This is a genomic window from Streptomyces sp. bgisy027 (assembly GCF_057710365.1).
This window is the reverse complement of record NZ_JBYIVZ010000007.1, coordinates 72,319-93,695: the sequence shown is the minus strand read 5'-3', so window position 1 is coordinate 93,695 and position 21,377 is coordinate 72,319. Positions and strand designations below refer to the sequence as shown.

The 21,377-nt window shown below is 72.7% G+C and carries 4 protein-coding genes; all 4 read left to right on the top strand.

The features are described from left to right. Nucleotides 1-7 precede the first annotated feature (7 nt). The 4 genes from AC3ETA_RS09645 to AC3ETA_RS09630 all read left to right on the top strand — a co-directional run bounded on the left by AC3ETA_RS09645 (nucleotide 8) and on the right by AC3ETA_RS09630 (nucleotide 21,376). Nucleotides 8-3,307, top strand: a complete 3,300-nt coding sequence (locus AC3ETA_RS09645; RefSeq protein WP_432192396.1) for an AAWKG family protein — start codon at nucleotides 8-10, stop codon at nucleotides 3,305-3,307. A gap of 181 nt (nucleotides 3,308-3,488) precedes the next feature. Then, complete coding sequence (locus AC3ETA_RS09640) at nucleotides 3,489-3,944, top strand: YbaB/EbfC family nucleoid-associated protein (RefSeq protein WP_432192395.1); 456 nt, start codon at nucleotides 3,489-3,491, stop codon at nucleotides 3,942-3,944. Next, a complete protein-coding gene (locus AC3ETA_RS09635) occupies nucleotides 3,944-4,318 on the top strand; it encodes a hypothetical protein (RefSeq protein WP_432192394.1) in 375 nt (124 codons plus the stop codon). The genes AC3ETA_RS09640 and AC3ETA_RS09635 overlap by 1 nt, the downstream gene beginning before the upstream one ends. 81 nt (nucleotides 4,319-4,399) lie before the next feature. Then, the gene (locus tag AC3ETA_RS09630) at nucleotides 4,400-21,376 is read left to right on the top strand and encodes a WXG100-like domain-containing protein (protein WP_432192393.1); all 16,977 of its coding nucleotides are present in this window, start codon (nucleotides 4,400-4,402) and stop codon (nucleotides 21,374-21,376) included. Nucleotide 21,377 lies beyond the last annotated feature (1 nt).

Here is a 21,377-nt window from a genome sequence, read left to right as displayed (position 1 = left end):
GCGCCCGGTGGCCGATCGGTACGATCCCAACTCCGTCGCCAACCTCGACAAGTTCGACAACGCCGGCGACCCGTCGAGTGACACCTGGGCCACCCTGGTCACCCACATCACCGGCTATCCGGTGCCCGACCGCAACACCATCTTCGACTCCCTGCGCTCCGAGCACGGGGGCAAGCTGTTCCGGATGGACATCAAGGAGCGCAGCCTCAGCCTGCTCGTCAAGGACTCCGGGTTCCTGACGAACAAGGGCGAGGACTACGACATCTGGTTCTTCGACAGCGGTAAGAAGCGCTCCATCATGCAGGCGCGGATCGTCTTCGAGGGCCGGGTGAAGGCGGGCGAGGAGATCATCTTCGCGAGCCCCGGCTCGGACAACGTCCATGACGCGCAGGTCCGTGAGGGCAACGAGTTCACGGACTACAACAAGGACAAGATGAGCACCATCCCGCTCGCCCGGTACATGAACGGGCCGCGGGCTGCACTCCTCGCCCTGCTGGGCGGCAACACCACGGACGCCCGGTTCAGCAATCTCGGCGTGCCGGGGGCCGACGTCGTGGACCTGAACTCCTTCAACACCACCGGGGAGTCCTTCGACTTCGCCGCCAAGTTCTTCAAGGACCACGCGGTGGTGCTGAAGGACTGGGAGGACCGGTTCGGCCGGGACGACGCGAGCTGGAAGGGCGAGGCGGCGGAGGTCTTCCGCAGCCTGCTGAAGAAGATCCGCGAGAACTACGACAGTTACGTCGAGACCTTCAACGAGAGTCCCGGTGACGGGACCGGTACCGGCGCCACCGTGTACTCCCGGGCCCTGTCGCTGGGCCGCAAGTACCTCGAGGACGCCGCGAACAAGCTGCTGGAGGCGTGGCTCGCCTGGGCCAAGTCCTCGTACTACGACCCCCACCAGGTGCTGCGTTACGTCCTGGACGACCTCGCCCAGTGGGTGGACGCCAACAACGTGGCCAAGACGGACATCAAGTCGTACACCTCCCGCTACACCACGACCGTGAGCCACAGCCCGCAGGCCGGCTTCACCCAGGTGCACCCGGAGTACGGCGATCTCACCGACATCGCGAACTGGGCGAAGGTCGGCGACAAGGCCGTCAAGATCTGGAGTCAGGGCGTCAACGAGTACCTCGGCAAGCCCGCCGCCGAGGTGCAGTCGAACCTGAACAACCACTTCCTCGACCTGGGTGACGACTTCTCCGACAACGTGCCCAAGCCGAAGTCGACCAGCACCGCCTCCGAGGAGTACCAGGAGAAGAAGGCCGAGGAGGAGCAGGAGGAGATCAACCGGCAGAACGAGGAGAACCGCAGGTACCAGGACGAGCTGCGCGCCGAGCAGGAGCGGCAGCGCGAGGAGGACCGCAAGTACCAGGAGGAGCTGCGCGCCGAGCAGGAGCGGCAGCGCGAGGAGGACAAGAAGTACCAGGACGAGCTGCGCGAGGAGCAGAACCGGCAGCGCGAGGAGGACAAGAAGCTTCAGGAGGAGCTCCGCAACGAGCAGAACCAGCAGCGCGAGGAGGACAGGAAGTACCAGGACGAACTGCGCGAGGAGCAGCGGCGGGAGCAGGAGGAGGCCAAGCGCGAGGCCGAGGAGCAGGCCAAGGCCATGGAGGAGAGCCTCGGCGGCATCAACAACCCCAACGGCGTCACCGAGCAGAACCTCGGCAGCCTCGACGACCTGCTGAACCAGAACAACCCGGTCACCGAGAGCCCGGGCGACCTCGGCGACGTGAACGGCCAGGGCGATCAGGACGCTTTCACGTCCACCCCGCCCCCGGGCATCACGAACCTCGGCAATCTCGGCCCGGTGAACAACGGGCCCGGCGGCACGAACAACTCCGCCAACGACGCGATCACCGAGAACCTGGGGAACCTCGGCGGCCTGAACACGGTCGGCGGCTCGGTCAGGACCCCGACCGGCGGCAGCACCCAGCTCGACGCCGGCACGCTCACCACCGACTTCCCGGACGGCAGCAGCACCAGCTTCGACCCGGACAGCGGGGTGCTCACCACCACCCACCCGGACGGCAGCGTCACCACGCAGAACCTGGGCGACGGCACCAGGGTGACCAACCCGGACGGCTCGGTCACCTCCCTCGGCGACGACGGCAAGCTGACCACCACCTTCCCCGACGGCAGCGTCCAGACCGTCGACCCCTCGACGGGACAGGTCAGCACCACCGACCCCAACGGCACCACGACCACTCAGGATCTCGGCAACCTGGGCGACCTCAACAGCCAGAACAACAACGCCGGCCCGGGCGATTTCGGCGACATCAACTCCGACCTGCCCACCCAGTCGGAGGGCGACCTGGGCGACCTGGGGAACCTCAACTCCGACCGCAGCGGCCTCGAGACCCCGACCGGCGGCAGCACCCAGCTCAGCGACGGCGACATCGCCACCGACTTCCGCGACGGCAGCAGGATCAGCTTCGACCCGGACAGCGGTCTGCTCACCAGCACGAACGCGGACGGCACCACCACGACCACCGACCTCACCCACGGCGCGACGGTGACCAACCCGGACGGCTCGAAGACCAGCCTCGACAACGGCATGCTGACCACGGAGTTCCCCGACGGCAGCAAGCAGGTCATCGACCCGGACACCGGCATCGCCACCGTCACCGACCCGCAGGGCAACACCGAGCGCGTGGACCTGCACGATCTCAACGCGCAGGGCAACGGGGACGCTTCGGACATCCTCGACGGCCTCGGCGACCTGGAGAGCATCGGCGGCCTCAACGACACCGGCGGCGGCACCTCCACCCAGGACCTGTCGCTCTCCGACCTGGGCGTCGGCGGCGGCGCGGGCGACGGGGCATCCGGCGGCGGCGTCGGGGAGAGCTACCTCTCCGCGGACAGCACCGGCGCAGCCGGAGCCGAACCCCTCTCGGACGGCGCCGCCGACAGCGCGGGCAGTGCTCTCGCCCCCGCCGCGGCGGCCGGCGCCCCCGGTGCGCCCGGCATGCCCGGCAGCCCCGGCATGCCGATGGGAGGCATGGGCGCCGGCGGCATGGGAGCGGGCGGCGACAAGGGCAACGGCGAGCGCGTGCGTGCCGTACTGGTCGACGCGGCCGAGGAGAGCGAGCGCCGCAACCGCCGTCGGCGCAGCCCGTGGAACCGCCAGGAGGACGACGACACCTTCCTCGCCCCCGCCTCCCGGGTGGCGACCACCGGCGGTGACTCGCCCGAGGAGGAGCCGGAGCCGGGACGCAACAGGGCCACCAGCTCCGACTACCTGGAGGAGGACGCCGACGTATGGGGCACCGAAGAGGGCGGCACTCCGGCCGTCATCGGACGGTGAGCACCGTACGGCTGCACCCTCAGCACCGCACGGAGACGAATCACACCCGGTCCCCGCTTCCGCGACGGGGGCCTCACCGGGCAAGATCAGCAGGGCAGTTGACGGACCGGCAAGCACGAGGGGGCGTACGGACCACACGTCCGAACGCTCGCGGAGACCGACGGGGAAGGCAGGAGCGGGCGTGACGGAACCGCTGGAGAAGCGCCTCGAGAAGGCGATGGCCGAACTCCAGGCCGCCCAGGAGGCGGTCGCGCGCACCGAACGCGAGCTGCGGCAGGCGTCGTTCGCGGTGCTCTCCTCCGACCGCGCGGTCCGCGCCACCGTGGGCCCGCAGGGCGAACTGGCCGGGATCGAGTTCCTGGCGAACAAGTACCGCGACATGTCGCCCCAGGAGCTGGCCGCCAGTGTCCTGGAAGCGGCGAACGCGGCACGCCTGAAGATGAACCGGCATGTGATGAAGGCGATGGCGCCCTTCACGGAACCCAGCAGCAACGTGCCGGAGTTGAAGGGCTTCGAGCTGGACTGGGAGCGGATCTTCGGCCCCGAGGTACTGCGCGACGACGACGAGGACCCGACGCGCGACGACCGGGCCACCCCCGCCTGGCGGGACGCGCTCGGCGAGGACGGGGAGGACTGATGGGACAGCGGTACTACGTCGACCCGAACCGCATCGAGGCCCTGGCCAGGCAGCTGGAGGAGATCGGCACCCTGGCCAAGGGCATCACCGAGGAGTTCCTCGACGACCTGGCGCCCACGGTCACCTGGCCCGGCACGGAGGGCGACTTCGCCGAGAAGGCCAGGCCGCAGGAGCAGAAGGAGCGGCAGACCACCAAGGAGACGATGATGTCCATCCGCGACGCGGTCGTGGGCATCACCGACGCCACGGTCAGCCAGGTCCGCATGATGAAGGACACCCGCGACCGCAACATCGAGGACGTCGAGCGGGTCAACAACCGCATCGAGACCGATGGGCTGAACGGTGACGGCCCGGGCGGGCATGGCCGTCGCTGACCTCCGCACCGCCGGCCGCTCCCGCACCGCGCCGGGAGCGGCCGCTTTGTCGCGCCCGCACGGTCCCAAGGACGGTGCCCGATGAGCATCCAGGCATCGCCCGAGGTCAACGCGATGATCTTCATCCTCACCGGGGAGAAGCTCATCGACGCCGACGAGGACCTCGCCTACGAGAGCCGGCGGCCCTACTCCGGTCTTGGCCGCAAGGTGGACCGGCTGTCCTCACTGATCGACAAGTCGGTCCACGACATCGCCGAGGTGATGCCGGACGACCTGTCCAAGTCGTACGCCAAGGCGATGGGCATGCTCATCGACGACGGCGGAAAGAACTACCTGCGCGAGTTCGCCGAGCAGCTCGACAAGATCGCCGAGGGCCGGCGCAAGACCTCCATGGACATCATGGAGTCCAAGTGGCAGGTCATCGCCGAGGTCATCCGGCTGCTCATCGAGATCGCCATCTACCTGGCGATGTCGTTCTTCACCGGCGGTGCCTCGGCGAGCCAGATCATGATGGCCAAGCTGCGCAGCCGGTTCCTCATCCTCACCACGCTCACCCACCTGCTCCAGCGGCTGCACCTGGCGCCCTCGCTGACGGAGGCGTTCGCCGAGGCGTTCACCACCTTCGCGGTGCGGCTGGCGATGATGAACTTCGCCCCGAACGGCCGCCGTCCCGACGGCTTCGACTGGAACGACATCCTGAAGTCCGCCGCGTTCGGTGCCGCCGCGGGCTTCCTCACCAGCATCTTCGACGACATCGCGAAGAAGATCGTCAAGAGCTACGACAACAACTTCCTCAAGAACGGACCCGACCTCGACTTCAAGCCCAACCCCAACCTGAAGAACACTCCGAACCCCGAGTTCAAGAACAACGGCCCCGGCCCCGGTCCCAAGCCGGACCCCGGCCCCGGTCCCACCCCGAAGGACCGACCGGACCCCGGCCCGAACGCGAACGGCCCGAGCTCCAACGGCCCGGGCGTCACGAACAACCCGCCGGTGACCTTCCGGAACGACCCGCTCTCCTTCCGGAACAACCCCAACCTGTGGCGCAACAACCAGATCCTGCGCAACAACGCCGACCGGCCGGGCGCACTGGCCGGGCACTACGGGATCAAGGGGACGTCCGACTTCCTGGCCGCCGGCGCCGGCGAGGCACTCGCGGAGATCCTGATCAAGGGCGCCTTCGACGGCGACTGGTCGACCAGTTGGTCCACCTTCGTCGGCGCGGGCATCAGCAGCCAGGTCGAGGCCACGCTCACCGACACCGCCCTCAACAGCGGCGCCGAACTGCGCCACGTCATCGACAAGCTGCGCAACCAGCCGCCCACCGTCTCCGCCGACACGGGCGGCACGAGGGACTCCGACACCAGGGACACCGCCGACTCCGCACGCACCCAGGAGGGCGACGGCCCGGACCGCGCCGGCGGCGCCTCGAACACGGACCTCACGGGCGGCACCAGCTCCACGCGTACGTCCCCGACGCCCCGTACCGGGGACAGCCCGCCGCCGTACACGAGCCAGGACCCTCCGCTCTACAGCACCCAGGACCCCCCGCCGTACTCCCCGGGCCCGCTGCCCGCGACGGCCGCCGAGAACGCCCTGTGGCAGCAGGTCCACAACGGCCCTGCCGACGTCCGCGAGCAGGCCCTGGACGACATCGCCGCCCTGCGTGGCGCCCAGCCGCCCGGCGGCGCGGAGATCGACGTCCGCGACAGACTGCACGGCAACCTCTCACAGGTGCCCGAGGTCAGGGTGGTGCCCGCCGGGGACGGGCCTGCGGTCCAAGTCGACGCCGACGAGGTCCGTCGCGCCCTGGACGGCTTCGGCACGCCGACGACGGTCGAGGACCCGTCCGCCGGCCCGCTGTCCCCGCAGAGCGACGTCGACGGCACTTCGGACGTGACCGTCCAGGACAACAGTGACGTCAACGGCACTTCGGATGTCACTGTCCAGAACGGCAGCGACATCGGGGGCGCTTCGGAGGGGGCCGTGCGCAACGGCGCTGACGGTTCGGCCGAGCAGGAGGCGCCGGGCCAGGTCGGCGGCAACCCTGTCGCGTCCAACGGCTCCCAGAGCTCGCCCGGGACCGGCAGTACGGCCCGGCCGGGTGGTGCGCCCGCACCGGGCGGCAGCCAGACTCCCTCCGGCTCGCAGCCCCAGGGCACCCGTACTCCGGACTCCACGGCTATGCCGGACGGCCCGCAGGTCACGCAGGACGGTTCCGCGCAGCCCTCCCTGACCTCGGAAACCTCCCCTGCGCCGGAGACCGCGTCCGACCCGGCGGAGGACTCCGCCGAGCACGTCCTCACCCCGCACACCGACCTCACCAGCGCTCCGCCGAAGGTGAGCACCACCGGGGCGTACGCCGACACGGGCGACGGATCCCAGGCGCCGCCGCTGACGATCGTCGTCTCGGAGGTGTCGCCGCCGGGGGAGGCGTCCCCGGAGGCGGCCGACCTGCTGGACCGGGCCGGGACCGACCGGGCCGTGGTGCTGGGACCGGCGGTCACACCGGACGGGGCCGGGCGGCCGGTTCGCGCCGCCGTCGAGCTGACGCGGGAGGGGCCTGGTGCGCCTGTCCGCGCCCGTCCGCTCACGGGCCCCGCGCCGACGCCGGACGGCACCATGACGACCACGGTCACGACCGGGACGTCCTTCCCCGGCGCGGACATCCTGCTGCCGCTCGCCGACGCCCTCGGCCCGGCACCCCGACCCGCCACGCAGAGCACCGCGACGACCGACGGCGCCCCGGTGACCACCACCGCCCCGCCGCCCAAGAAGGTGCTCACCGAGTCCTCAACACCCGTGCGCGGCGACGGGATCGCCCCCGATTCCACCGTCCCCGCCGTGGCCAAACCCGCCACCCGGTCCCGCCCCTGGACCGAGACGGCCACCGACCTGCACCTGGAGTCGGAACACACCAACGGCACCGGCGGCGACGCGCCCGGCACCGGCGGCGGACGCGGACCAGGCCACGACGGCACCCCGCCCCCGCCTGCACCCGAGCTGCCGGACACCCGTACGCCCGCGCCCCCCATGGCCACCCCGCCGCAGGGACGCATCATCGTGCGGCCGGCGGACGGCGCGGACAGCGAAGCAACCTCCGGCAACGGCAACACCCCCACCCGCGAGCCCGCGGTCACCGCACTGGACGGCCACACGGTCCCGCTCGCGCAGCTGCGGCGCTGGGTGCCGGAGTCCGCCGTAAGACCGCAGCCGGGGCGGGCCGTTCGGACGCTGACCATCTCGCAGAGCCCCGCCGAGGACGGTACGTCGCGGGACGCGGGCCGTCGGGCGCTGTTCGGCCAGGACACCTTCCGCGGTGTGCGCACCACTTCGGGTCCGACCCCGTCGGCCCCGCCCCGCACGGTGTTCACCGGCCCACCGACCGCCCTCCCCGGCGCCGCCACCGACCAGGGCGCCGACTACTTCGTGGGGCACGGCACCCCCCGAACCATCACGCTCGGCACCGACGACGCGGCACGCCCCACCGTCAAGGTCAGCGGTGTGCAGCTCGGCGAGGTGCTCAAGTCCTGGGCGCAGGACGGCGATCAGCAGCGACCGCTCGTGCTGTTCTCCTGCGAGACCGGGCGGCAGCCGCTGGTGGCGGGGCTGCCGGTCGCCCAGCACGTGGCGAACCGCACCGGACGGCCGGTGTACGCCCCGACCACCGAGGTCGGCACGGCCCGGGACCGGGACGGCGAGGTCCGCGCGGTACTCACCGAGGGCGCGGACGGGCCGGGACGCTGGCGGCTGTTCACCCCGGAGCCCGGCGGCGCCGACCTGGACGCGCTCGCCCGCGACGCCGGTCTGCACACCGGCCCGGAACCGGCCGACGCCTTCGCCCGCGCCCGCACCCTCCAGCAGATCCGCACCCTGCGCGACGCCCTCGGCCCGGACGCCGAACAGCGGCCGGAAAACCGGGAGTTGCTGGCCGGGCTGGCGTACGTGGACGGTCTGCGCTGGCTCAGCCCGGACTCCGCGGCCCGCTACGGCGACGGCCGGATGACGCCGGACCTGCTGCGCCGGATGGTCACCGACCGGCCCGGCGCCACCGTCGACCCGGCGACCGGACCGACGACGGAGCAGTACACCGAGTTCCTGCGCGCCGCGGCCGAGCTGCGCTCCACCGCCGGACCCGACACCACACTCGACGCCCTGCTGCCCCCGCCGCCGCCCGCGCTCCCGCCGGGCACCCTGGTCTCGCCGGAGGACGTGCGCGGGCTCACCTACGCGCCGTCCGCGCAGATCACCTGGTCGCTCTCCAGCACCCCGCTGCCGCTGTCCGAGCTGGGCCTGAGCGCCGAGGACACCGCCGAACTCGCCCGGCGCAGGACCGACCTGGCGCCCGCGCCGAGCCGCCCGGAGAGCCTCGCCGTAGACCTGACCCTGTTCAGCAAGGACGCCACGACCGCGGACGGCGTGCGGGCGGACGGCCGGAACTTCAGGCGGCTGGACACCCCCGGCGGCGGCAACTGTCTGTTCCGGGCACTGCTCGACAGTGCGCGCAGCCAGGACGTACCGCCGGCGTGGGCCGCGCGCAACGTCGCCGGGCTGCGCGGACTGCTGCGTGAGCGGATCACCGGGTCCGAACTGGCCGCCGCGGCGGCCGAGGCAACCCCGGACCCGGTGCTCGCCGTGGTGGACGACCTGCGGATGACCGCGCTCGCCGGGGTGCGGAACCCCGATGCGCGGGGCAGGATCACCCAGCGCTGGAACGGCATCGCGCAGGCCGTCGTCAACGACGGCGACGCCCGGCGGTGGCGGCGCATCCTCCGCGACAGCGGCTATCCGCAGCTCGCCGAGATCGCGCCCACCCCCGACGACGCACGACGGCTCGGCACCGAGGGACTCATCGCCGCGGCGGCCGAACACGCCGGGCTGTGGGCCTCCCCGTTCGCCGACGTGCTCCCGCAGGCGCTGGCCCACACCCTCGACCTCGATCTGCGCCTGGTCCAGGCCGACCCGCACGCACCGGCCAGCACCCTTGTCACCCCCCTCCACCCCGGCGGCCGCGGCGGCACCCTGCATCTGGCCTACAACGGCACCGACCACTTCGACGCCCTGGTCCCGGCCACCGCCCCGCTCGCCCCCGTACCGGACGCCGTCACGTCCCCCGCGGACCCGGTCACCGGCGAGCCGGAGGGCGACGACCCCTTCGGCGAGTGGCTGCGCGGCATGGGCGGGGTCACCGACCTCGACAGCCCCGACACCGAGACGCCCGACCGCGGTGACCCGGTACCGCTGGAGACACAGCTCGAACGGCACCGTCCGGCCCGCCTGCTGACCGGGCCGGACGCCCGGCCACCGGGTCCGGCACCGCGCACCGTCACCTTCGAGGACGGCAGTCGCCTGCCCACCGTCCTCATCGATCCGGGCGCCGATCCGGATCCGGACGGCGGCCCCGAGTCCCGCACCGACGGCACCCGCGGGAGCCGGCCGACCGGACTCTTCACCGGCCCCGGCGTCCTCACCCTGCGCTCGCCCGAGCAGGTCGCCGCGGAGATCCTGGGACAGCTGCCGAAGAAGCTGCGCGACCAGTTCGACGAGGCGGAACTGCTGCGTCTGCTGACCGACCAGCCCGGCGCCTTCACCGCCCCGCGCGGCGCACGCCTCGTGGGCCGGGAGAAGTCCGGCGTCGGCCACGAGATGACCGTCGAGGCCATCCCGTACCACCGCTGGGAACGCTTCTCCGACGTGAACGGCGGCACCACCCGCCTGGACACCATGCGGCGCGGCCAGGCCGGCACGGGCGGCGGGCGCAGGGTCGGCCACGGCCGCCGGATCGCCGCCGCGCTGAGCATGGGCCCGCCCCTCAACTGGCTGCTGAAGATCGGCGTTTCGCTGGGCTGGACCCGCCGCACCGACTACTCCCTGGGCACCCAGGCGTACCACCAGACCGAGCACCGCGCCCACGAGGGCTCGCACCTGCACCTGGACGACGTCCACTACCGGGTGCGGGTGGAGCGCGTCACCGAGGCCCCGAAGGCCACGGGCCCGGTCCCCTCGCCCGCGACGGGCCCGAGCTGGCGGCGCAGCCAGGTGCACACCGCTCGGTTCGCCATGCGGGACGGGCTCAGCTGGCGACTGCCGGACGACCTCACCGTGCCGTACAACGGACCCCGCCGGGCACCGGAGACGCTCACCTTCCCGGACGGGACCGAGCCGCGGATGACCGACACCACCGCACTGCACCTGGTCGACCCGCCGGAGGACATCGCGCTCGCCATCTCCGGTGCCCGGCCCGGCAGTTCGGCGCACCGCACACTGATCTCGTACGTCCGTCCGGGGCGGCTGCTCGCCCTGTTCGGACGGTTCTCCGGGCCGGTCAGCGGGCCTGAGCTGACGCGGGGGAGCGGGCAGCACCCGCTGGGGCACCTCGTCGTCGAACGGTCGATCCCGCACCGGGCGACCCTGGTCGCCGAGTCGGTCAAGGCGGAGCTGCGCGACCTCACGCAGACCACGTACCAGAACGAGCGCGGCCACGTCCGCGACACCCGCTTCGGCATCCAGATCACCGCCGGACCCAACTACACCCTCGTCGGCCCGGAGACCGACGTACGCCTCCAGGGCGGGCCGCTCGTCCGCGCGGACCTCAGCTCCGGGCGCGGCCACTACCTCGGTACCGACGCGGCCCGCAAGACCACCGGCCGGCTGCGCAACCACCCGGTCGCGCTCTACCGGGTGGAGCGCACCCTCATGGTGCGCAAGGCCGGCGAGCCGGCGTCCGCGGCCCGCCCGGTGCGGGTGGTCAGCCTGGACTGGATCTCCACCCAGGACGCACGCCGACTGGCCGGCTGGGACAGCCGTACGCCCGGACAGACGGGCCCGAACCCGGACGCCGAGCCGCCGGTGCCCTGGTACCTCACCCGGGAGGACCCGGTACACCTCAGCGGTCAGGTCCGCGCCGAGGGCTTCCGCCCCGACCGCCCGCGCAACGCCCTACCCGCCGACGGACAGCCCCGGCAGCCCAACCCGCCGCGGAACCAGGACGGGCAACCCGCTCCGCAGGACCCTCTGCGCGCCTTCACCGACTCCGTCCTCGACACGCTGCACCGCTCGTACCCGTCGCTGTTCGTGCCGCCGCTGATGCTGCGGCACCCGCGGCTGGCGCGGTTCTGGTACGGCGACGGGCGGATGCGGACCGCGCTGCACAACGACCGTCAGGTCCGCGAGGCGCTCAACCGGCCCAGCCTGGCGCAGAGTCTGGACGACCTGACCACCACCGGCGTGCCGGTCACTCTCACCGAGGACGGCAAGGTGCGCCGCGGCCACCACACGCTGATCCTGCGGGCGAGGCTCACCGACCGGCGGTTCGAGACCACCATGAGCGAACGCTCCCTGCGCAACGCGGTGATCGGCACCGAGGTCTCCGGGCAGGGGCAGCAGTCGTCCATCACCCTGTCCGGCGGTGTCGAGCTGGGCATCTCCCCGCGCGACCACGACAAGGTGCCCGAGGCCGGGGTGCCGCGCCGGACCGGCAACGTGTCCGTGGGCGCCCGGTACGCCAGGACCGACCAGAAGGCCACCCGCAGCACGGCGGCGATCACCCACGACCAGCTGATGTTCCAGAACGGCGCCGACCTCTACAGCTACCAGGTGGAACTCGGCGCCTCGTTCGAGGGACACCGCCGCCCGCGCGGCTGGGCCCGGCTCGCCTCCATCGGCCTCCTCGGCGCCGGTGTCTTCGTCAGCAAGGTCGAGGAGCGCCCGCTGTTCGACCGGGGCAGCGAGACCGTGGGGCGCGTGGAGCTGGCCGTGCCCGCGGCGCACGGCTCCGACCGGCACGCCCCCGCCGACCCGCCGCCCACCGGACCGGCACCGGCCCCCGCACCGGTGCGGCTGTCCGCCGTCGAGGCCGAGCAACTCCTCGACGGCACCCGCCCGCTGCCCAGGACGGACTCGGCAGGCCAACGTCTCGTCCGCAGGCTGCTGCGCGCCCCGCACGTGGTGCTCAGCGCCGAGGGCGGCGCGCAGCGCCAGCGGCTGATGCAGGACACCGCCGACCGCGCCTCCGGCACCTCCTGGCACGTCAGCGCGCCCGGCGCCCCGGTGCGCAGCGCACTGCGCCGGGCGATGGCCAACCTCCACGTGGCTGGTCAACTCGGCCAGTATCTGGGCCCGTTCGGCACCCGAGTCACCGGACTCAACGGCGCCGGACCGCTCCAGACCCACTACCTGAAGGCCGCGGTCCGCGGCGAACTGGACAACCTGCGGGTCAAGAGCGACCCGAAGGCGGCCAGCCTCGAAGCGACCATCGGCAACGAGCACCGGGTGGCCGGCAGCGCGAGCACCGTCTCGCGCACCACCGTCGGCGTCCAGGGCGCCTACATGCCGCTTCAGCAGGCCCCCGGCGGGCCGGCGGTGGTCGGCTCCTACTCGACCGCCCTCCAGTACGCCTGGGGCAAGGGCCGCAGCGTCGCCCAGACCCTCACCCGGGGACGCAACACGACCCTCACCTACGCCGGCCGGATGTACCTGGTGGTCGCCGACGCCGCCGAGACCGTCGCCGTACGGGACCGCTGGACGGCCGCGATGGGCACCGTGGGCACCCGTGTCGGGGCGGGGATCAGCTCCGCCGCCGGACGGCTGTCCGAGGGCCTCGGCCGCGCACTCGCCCCGCGCCGGGCCGCCGCCGCGCTCCAACGCGTCCGCGACGCGGTGATGTTCCACCTGCCCATGCAGGACGTCATCGAGGCCGGGCTCGCCCCCGACGGCCTCGGTACCGAGACCCCGCGCAATCTCGGCCGCGGCTACCGCGTGCCGCCCTTCCTGCACGGCCGCCGCTTCCCCGGCCACCCCAGCGGCCAGCTCGACGCGAGCCATGCCGCCCAGCAGCTCATGGGGCGGATGACGAAGATCGGAGTGCCCTCGCACGACCGGGAACAGGTACTCCAGCGGCTCTCCCCGGACTTCCTGCGCGCCCATCTGCACGAGCTGACGACCGATGGAATGACCCTGCCGGTGCGCTACCGCACCTGGCGCAGCCCGACCCGGCTGCCGGTCGGCGGCAGCCCCGGACAGGTCCGGTTCAAACTGACCCCGGTCACCACCACCGTGGAACGCCTGCGCACCGGCTTCGAGCTGGAGGACTACCGCACCACCGCCCGCGACAACTCCGGCAGCTCCTCCCAGGACCGCGGCGCCGACGTCACGCTCGCCACCGGCCAGCGCGCGGCGGAGAGCGGAATCCTCCTCGCCAACCCTTCGCTCCAGGGCACCGCGGCCAAACAGCGATCCAGCACCCGGACCGAGACCACCGGCAACACCTCGATGCCGAACATCGCCACCACCCAGGCACACGCGGAGATCGTCACCGGCTACATCCTGACCGTCACCATGACCGACGCGAACGGCGAGCTGTTGTCTCCGCGCGCGGTGACGTCGGTCGGCACCCTCAACGAGATCGTCCCGGCCGGGCTGCTCACCCCCACCGGTGACGGCGCCGACGGCGTGCTCAGCGAGGAGGACGTGCCCGAACCGGAGCGCGCCGTGCAGATGCTGACCGCCGATCAGGCACGCCCGCAGGGCATCGCCGCCTGGCGGAGCGGCGACGAAGGCACCGGCAACCCCGACCCGGACGTCCTGCCCTTCGACGACCGCATCGGCTCCGGCATCCTCGCCGTCGACATCCTGGGCGCGGCCAACGTGCAGGACGCCCTGACCCTCGCCACCGCCCGCGCCGACGGCCTCGGCGACAGCGACCTCGGCCGCCGCCACACCGGCAACGTCCTCACCGAACGCGTGCGCATGGCCCGCCTCACCCCGCTCACCGGCCTCGGCACCGCCCCCGCGCAGGCCCAGCAGGAGGCCACCACACAGGTCGGCCTCACCTCCGGCTTCCGCGAGGCGCTCGGCACGAACGGCTCACAGCTCCCCGCCCAGGCGTCCGCCCGCCTCTTCGGCCAGTCCCACACCGCGGACTCCCGCCTCTACGCGAAGATGCACCGCACCGGAGCCCGGCTGCTCGCCGTCGAGAACAAGCCGCGCATGGAGGCCATGCAGCGCTCGAAGACCTCCGACGCGCTGGAGGCCGGCATCACCGACAACGTCGAGGGCATGGTCGGCACCTCGCCGCTCGCGGGCAACAGCAACGCGGGCCTCACCAACCCGGGCGCCTCCGTCCCGATCGGCGGCACGAACGACGGCACCACCCTCAAGGGCACCGTCGACACCACCCTCGGCACCCACCTCAAGGTCGTCACCGACCGCAGCATGCTCTTCGCGATCCCGGTGAGCTGGCTGACCGTGGCGGAAGTGGACCACCACGTCACCGACAGCCGGCCGCTGCACGCGCTCGGCAAGGCCAAGCGCGGTCCGCGTGCCGCCGAGGCCGAGACCACCGCACTGGTCTGGCTGCGCGAGGACATCGCCCGCGACTACGGCCTCCTGGACGACACCACCTTCCCCGACGAGGTCGGCGCGGCCTGGGACGCCATGGCCAAGGCGGCCGGCGACCTCGCCGCCGCCGAGAAGAACTATTACGACGCCCGGGCCCGGGCCCGCGAGACCTGGCTGGACCTGACCGCGGAGGAACAGGCCGCACTCGGCGACGACCGGCCCGACCTGCCGACCGTCCTGCCGCAGTCCGTGGCCCAGTCCCCGGCCGTCGCCGCCTGGCAGGCCGCCCGCGAGGAGGTCCGCCGCCGGCAGGGACACACCGACGCCGCCGCCGCGGACCACCACCGGCTCCACCTCGCGGCATCCCGCCTCACCGCCCACCACCAGGGCCGGGCGACGGTCCCGGTGCCGGACCGGGCGCAGGAGTACACCGAGCCGGCCTGGCGCTCCGAGGCGCCCGAGCCGTACCGGATCACCGACGCCACCGACACCGCCCCGCGCACCCTCACCTCGCCCGACGGCACCACGGTGCGCGAGGTGCACGACATGCCGCACGACGGGGCCTCGTTCTTCCACGCGCTGATCGCCGTCGCCCAGGACCGCGGCCGGCTGCCGCACCTCCTCGGCACCGACCTCGCGGCCCGGTTCACCGCCGCCCCGGGCGACCCGGCGGTCACCGAACGGGCCGTCCGGGCCGCCCGCAACCGCCTCGCCTGGGAACTGGGCGAGAACCGCAACGAGGACCTGCTCGACACCCTCGCCCTCGACGCCGCGGACACCTTCACCCAGGACGAACTCGACTTCGCGCAAGTGCGGCTGACCCCCGCCCAGCAGGCCGAGTTCGACGCGTTCGGCCGTCTCCCGCTGACGCTCTGGCCGACCCCCGGGCAACGGGTGGCACTGGCCACCGCCGCCATGCTCCGGCCGTTCACCGGCGAGCCGACGCGGAGCGGCACCGCACAGCCGGCCCCGCCGGAACGCCGCGCCGGCGACCACGGCGGCGCCGACCTGCTGCCCGCGCTCGCCGCCCGCCTCCTCGGCACCCCGGTCACCGTCGTGACCGGCGAGGGCCGCGAGCAGCGCTTCCTCCCGCACGGCACCGACCCGGCCGCCGTCGCCCCGGCCACCGACCCCGTCCTCTTCGCCGCCGGCGGCTACTTCCACGCCGCGCTCCCGCCCGGCACCCCGCCCCCGGTCGCCACCCCGCTTCCGGCGCGGGCGACCGCGTCCGGCACCGGAACCACGGACACCGACCTCGCGGACGCCACCCCCGCGCACCGCAGCCACGCCACCCCGCCCTGGCACCCGCCCGCCGAGAGCACCGGCCCGCGCTTCCGTCTCGCCCGCGACGGCATCCTCACCGCACCGGACGGCGCCACCTACACCCAGGGCACCCCCACCGGCCGCGGCAACGGCTTCTTCGCCGCGCTCTCCACCGCCCTGCACCACGCGGCCCAGCAGCCCGGCCTGGACCGCCAGGAGGCGTCGCGACTGCGCCTGCGCGCCGACGCACCGCCCGCCCAGCTGATGCGCCTGAACGGCCTGCCCGGCGCCCGCGCCGAACGCGACTCGCTGTTCACGCCACCTCCCCTCACCGTCCGCCCGGGCGCACCCGCACCGAGCCGGGACGCCCGCGACGGACACCTGCGCCGCCATCTAGCCGAGGCCCCCTGGGGTCCCGGGGCCGACCGCGCGGTGGCCGAGTGGGCCGCCGCCGCGACGGGCACCACCGTCACCCTCGTCGAGGAGAACGGCACCGCCCACACCTACCCCGGCCCGTCCGGCGAATCCGGCCCGCACCTTCGACTCCGCCGCCGCGGCGGCGACTTCGTCCCCCTGATCCTGCGCACCCCGGCACCCGCCCCGACCCCGCCGGCCTCCGAGACCGTCCCGCCGCCGTCGGACCAGGACCCGGCCACCGTCCCCCTGCCCCCGTCGCCGACCGGCAGCGACCTCCCCGGCCTGCCCGGCGAGGAGGAGGCGTACGACCTCAGCACGCTGTCGGGAGCGGGCGACACCACGGACGCGGGCGCGGACTCGGACGTCGAGATGGACCTCGACTCCGGTTCCGAAGGCGAGCGGGCGGCCGTCGAGGCGAGCCCGGAGCAGGCGTTCGCGGTCGAGTTCGCCGGCCTGCTGGACGAGGCCGAGCTGCGGGCCGACGCCCTGCTGGACGTGGTGCGACGGCGCAACGCACAGCTCGGCGGCCTCCCGGACGTGGCCTTCGACAGCGCGTTCACCGAGCACACCGGGATCGGCGTGCCCGAGGCCCTGGACCAGGTGGAGCAGGCCGGACGGCTGTCGTCCGAGGAGTACGAGGCGCTGCGTGAGGCGCTCGGCCTCGGCATCGGCGTCCCCTTCACGCAGACGACCCCGCCCGGCACCTCCCGGCGGGACCGCGAGGTGACGCTGCGGATGCTGGACCGGGTGGCCCGGCTGGTGAAGGAAGCGCTCCGCAAGCCGGACCGCCAGGCCGACGCCCGGGTCACCCCGCACATCGCCGTCACGGTGCTGCCGGACGGATCGCTCGGCATCGCCGGCAACACCGGCGCGAAGGCGCTCACCGCCGACGAGGCCGCCCTGGTCGAGCAGGAACTGCGCTGGTTCGTCTCCGGACAGGAGCCGGGCGGTACGCAGCGGGTGCGGGAACTGGAGCAGTGGTCGAGGGACGAGGAGTCCCACCGGGAGTGGTCGGCGCGGCTGGACCAGGAGGAGCGGGAACTCGCCCAGCGCTCCGCCGAACAGGCGCGACTGCGGACACGGCTGGAGGAGCGGTACGAGACGGGCGAGTGGGACGACACGCTTCAGCACCAGTGGGACACCCTGCTGGAGGACGAGGCGGCCGCCGTGCAGGAGCAGCGGCGTCTGACGGGGGACCGGCAGCAGTGGCGGCGCGACGAGCGGTGGCTGGCGCGCAGGCGACCCGCCGTGGCACGGGACGTGCGGGACCGTACGAAGCTCCGGGCGCTGGCCACCGGCTGGTACCGGCTCTACCACCCGGATTCGCCCGAACTCGACCTCATCAAGCGGGCGTTGGCGAACCCGCGCGTCCTCAACGTGGCGGGCCGGGACGGAACCCCGGCACCCGGGGCGCACGGCTCGGAGCACGGCGAGCTGACCCTGCTCGGACACTGGGTCGCGCACTGGGAGAGCAACCCCGGCGACCCGAACGCGCCCCGGACGCTGCCGCTGGGCGGGTTCAAGATGGCCTGCGCCTCCTGCGACCTCGCCTACCAGGCGGTGAACGAGCACATCGGGAGCACGCTCGGCTACCGGGTGCAGGCGTCCGGAACCCACGGGATGTTCTTCCCCGGCTGGCGCATGCCGCAGTGGATGCGGCAACGGCCCCAACTGGTGCAGCACATCAGGGACAACGCGGAGAGCATCGGCGCCTACCTGGACCAGGGCGGCGTACTCCAGGGCGACCGGACGGAGGGCACGCACGAGCAGAATCCCGCCGGGTCCTCGTCCGAGTACGAGTCCGGCGACGAGGCCCTGGACACGGACGCCATGCCCCGCTCCCCGGCGCCGGGCACGTCCCCGCGACTGCCGCAGACCATCTCGCCCGCTCCGGACGAGGCCGCCGCCACCCCGCCGGTCCCACACGGCCCGCGCGACAACCGCCCCCGCTTCGTGGTGCGTTCCGGCTTCGACGCCCGCCGGTTCTCGTACGGCGGCGAGCCGGTCACCGACCTCACGGTGCGCCTGGCGATCCGCGGACCCGAGAGCCAGACCGCACAGGTGCGCCGCCAACTGGCCCTCGGCGTACAACAGTTGCTCAACGACCCCGCGCACCGCCTGGCCAACGGCGACCGGTTGCACGTGACCGTCGAGCATGTGGACCCCGCCGACGCACCCCACCTGACCGTGGACCTGGCGGGCCGGGACCGGCCGATGGACCAGACGACGTGGTGGGCGGACGCGTCTGCGGCCCATCTCGTCCACGAACTCACCCACCAGCTGGGCCTGCGGGACGAGTACCGGGACGCCGACTCGCCGCACCGCCCCCACATCCCGGGCAGCCTGCTCGGTGCCCTGGACGAGCAGCCCGAGGACGCCTCGCTCATGCCCGCCGGCCTGCGCGGGCGGCACCTGGCCCTGCTCGGTGCGCTCATCGGCCCCGTCGCCCAGCACCCTCAGCAGGAGGACCAGACCTGGGACGCGGCCCGTACGAGCACCGCACCGTTCCCGCGGCGATCCGTCTGGGTCGACCCCGTCTCCCTGCCCGGGACCGGGTCCGCCGAGAACGGGTCCGACGTGCCGGCCCGCATGCCGCAGGAGGGGAACCTCACCCCCTTCAAGTCGGGCAACTTCGAGTTCACCAACCTGAAGCACACGAACGAGCGGTACCGCGACAAGGCCGTCCGCATCATCGAGCTGCTCGGGGACCACCCGACGATCCGGGACTACATCGGCGGCCGTCCCTGCCGTATCACCCTGCACGTGCGCACCACGGAAACCCCCGCCGACGTACGTGATCTGGGCGACGACGGCGTGCAGATCAACCTCGCGAGCTACTACTTCGAGAAGTACGACATCGGCTACATCATGGGGATGCTGGCCCACGAGATCGGCCTGCACCCGCTCGCCTCCAGGAACAGGGACATCCCCGACGAGGAAGCGATGTTCCGCGGCATCCCCCTTCCGGTGCCGGGGCTGGCCGACCTGAAGACGCCACGCACCATGAACACCGACAGCGCGGGCCAGGCCGACCACATCATGGCGGCGTTCCCCAGCAGCACCCGGCACGGGATCTACCGGGACATCGTCCTGAAGACGGCCGACATGCTGGCCCAGGCCGCGCGGGCCGGCGTGGAGGGAGCCAAGGCCAAGGACGTCACCGACCTCATCGACTGCTACCTCATGGACCTCGCCTCCATCGCGATCACCAGCGACTACCGCATGAACGCGGCGAAGGAGCCCGGCAACACCGCCAAGGTCTACAACGCCTACAAGGCCCTGCTCGCCCAGCACATGGCCGAGGACAGTCCCGCCCGCCCCCTGCTGCCCGCCGACAAGGGACTGTTCGGTGTCGTACGGGACTTCGCCCAGCTCGCCACCAGCCTCGCGACGAACAACCGGGGCGACAGCATCCAGCAGCCCCTCGCGACGGACGAGGCGCAACCCCGGCTGCCACAGGTCACGGAGGCGCCCCGGCGGCAAACCCCGTCCGCAACGCCTCAGTTGAACGGCTCGCGCGACCAACGCCCCCGCTTCGTGGTGCGGGCCCGCTTCGACGCACGGCGTTTCTCGTACGGGGGCGAGCCGGTCACCGACCTCACCGTGCGTCTCGCGATCCGGGGTCCGGAGGACCAGGCCGCTCAGGTGCGCGACAGGCTCGCGGCGGGAGTGCGTGAGTTCCTGAACGCGCCCGCCTACCGTCTGCCGAACGGGGACCGTCTGCACGTGACCGTCGAGCACGTCGACTCCTCCGACGACCCGCAGTTGACGGTGGACCTGGCGGGCCGGGACCGGGTGATGGACCAGAACACCTGGTGGGCCGATGCCGACCCGGTCCAGTTCGTCCACGAACTCACCCACCAACTGGGCCTGCGCGACGAGTACCGCGACGCTGCCTCCCCGCACCGCCCGCACATCCCGGGCAGCCTGATGGGCGCTCTGAACGAGTCCCCCGAGGACAGCACACTCGCCGCGGGCGGCCTGCGCGGCCGGCATCTGGCCCTGCTCGGCGCGCTCATCGGGGACGTCCCCTCTGCCCCCGCGCAGGACACCGCGCAGACCTGGGACACGGCCCGTACCGCAGCCGTACCCGTCCCGCACCAGTCGGTGTGGGTGGACCCGGTCTCGCTGCCCGGGCCGGCCGACGGCACGGCGGCCGACGGAGTCCCGGCGCAGGTGCAGCAGGACCAGAACTCCCAACCGGCGCCCGCCCATGTGCCGTTCTCCTCGGAGAACTTCGCGTTCACCAATCTCAAGTTCACGGACGACAGATACCTCGCCAAGGCCGTCCGCATCATGGAGCTGCTGCGCAAGCACGACACGATCCGGGAGTACGTAGGCGGCCGTCCCTGCCGGATCACCCTGCATCTGCGCACGACCGAGACCCCGGCCGACGTGATCGACCGTGGCGCGGACGGCGTGGACATCAACCTCGCGAGCTACTACTTCGAGAAGTACGAGATCGGCTACATCATGGGGATGCTGGCCCACGAGATCGGCCTGCACCCGCTCGCCTCCCGGAACACGAACATCCCCGACGAGGAGTCGATGTTCGAGGGAGTCCCGCTCGCCGTGCCGGGCCTGACCGACCTCAGGACGCCGCGCACCATGAGCACCGAGGGCGCTGGTCAGGCCGACCACATCATGGCCGCGTTCCCCAGCAGCACCCGGCACGGGATCTACCGCGACATCGTCGTGACGATGGCCCGGATCCTGGCGCAGGACGCGGCGAACGGGGCACAGAACGCGCAGTCCAGGGACGTCACTGACCTGATCGACTGCTACCTGATGGACCTCGCCTCGATCGCCGTGACCAACGACCACCGGATGCAGGCGGCGACCGAGCCCGGCTACACGGCGAAGGTCTTCAACGCCTACAAGCAGGCGCTCCTCGCCCAGTTGCCGGCCGACTCCCCGCTCCGGGCCCTCCTTCCGTCGGACAAGAGCATGTTCGGCGTGATGAACGACTTCCGTCGCATCGGCACGTACATAGCGATCAACAACCGCGGCGACAGCATCCAGCAGACCGACCCGACCTGAT

What these genes read in the sequence shown, in the direction of transcription:
- AC3ETA_RS09630 (WP_432192393.1), top strand. Translation starts at nt 4,400, where the DNA reads ATGAGCATCCAGGCATCGCCCGAGGTCAACGCGATGATCTTCATCCTC.
- AC3ETA_RS09635 (WP_432192394.1), top strand. Translation starts at nt 3,944, where the DNA reads ATGGGACAGCGGTACTACGTCGACCCGAACCGCATCGAGGCCCTGGCC.